At 41.0% G+C, this 693-nt stretch carries 2 pseudogenes; one reads left to right on the plus strand and one right to left on the minus strand.

The features are described 5' to 3' along the window. Positions 1–136: pseudogene (locus WFH18_RS17625) on the plus strand (IS5/IS1182 family transposase); the annotation flags it as partial. Here the strand turns inward: WFH18_RS17625 and WFH18_RS17630 are convergent. Next, positions 104–583 (minus strand): annotated as a pseudogene (locus tag WFH18_RS17630) (IS3 family transposase); the annotation flags it as partial. The pseudogenes WFH18_RS17625 and WFH18_RS17630 overlap by 33 nt on opposite strands. Between the last annotated feature and the right edge of the window lie 110 nt (positions 584–693).

The raw sequence follows: 693 nt of genomic DNA on the forward strand, positions 1-693 counted from the left end.
GCATTGCATCAAATTATTAGGAGATAAACTCAGTGCAAGGAGTTTTGATAGCCAAGTGAATGAGATCCATGCACGTGTAGCAGTCCTTAACAGATTTACGGAATTAGGTCGCCCACTTACCCAAGTTACGCCTTAAATTTGGCTCAATTAGGGGCGCTTTGCATTTCAAATCTTTGTGCAACAAAGCCGTTTGAATATACGTAAAGTCACTCACCCACAGTTGGTCAGGATGATCAGCATTAAAATTACGTTTCACTAAATCATCTGCTCTTTTTTGATCATCTCGGCTACGGGTGGTTTGTTTATTCTTACCACGCCAAACACCTTGTATACCTAGCTTCTGCATCAATCGAGCAACTGTACAACGTGCAATAATATAGCCTTCACGTTTCAATTGTTGCCAGACCTTACGCACACCATATCGACCTGAACTTTCTTTCCAAATTCGTTTAATTTGTTCAGCATGATGCTCATCATGTAGATCTCGTTTCGCTCGATGTTCTGGATTGTCCGCGAGATCTAAAGTTCGGTAATAGGTTGAAGCTGCGATCGGTAAAATCCTACAAATCGCATCAACACCATATTGAACCGTACCGGGTTTGTCGGAGAGTCAATATTCTGAGAGACTATCCCGATGACAAAATTAAAATATACCCCTGAAATCAGAGAAAGAGCGGTTCAATTATTGATTGA

It is taken from the genome of Acinetobacter sp. USHLN143 (assembly GCF_037145695.1).
Taxonomy (GTDB): Bacteria; Pseudomonadota; Gammaproteobacteria; order Pseudomonadales; family Moraxellaceae; genus Acinetobacter; species Acinetobacter fasciculus.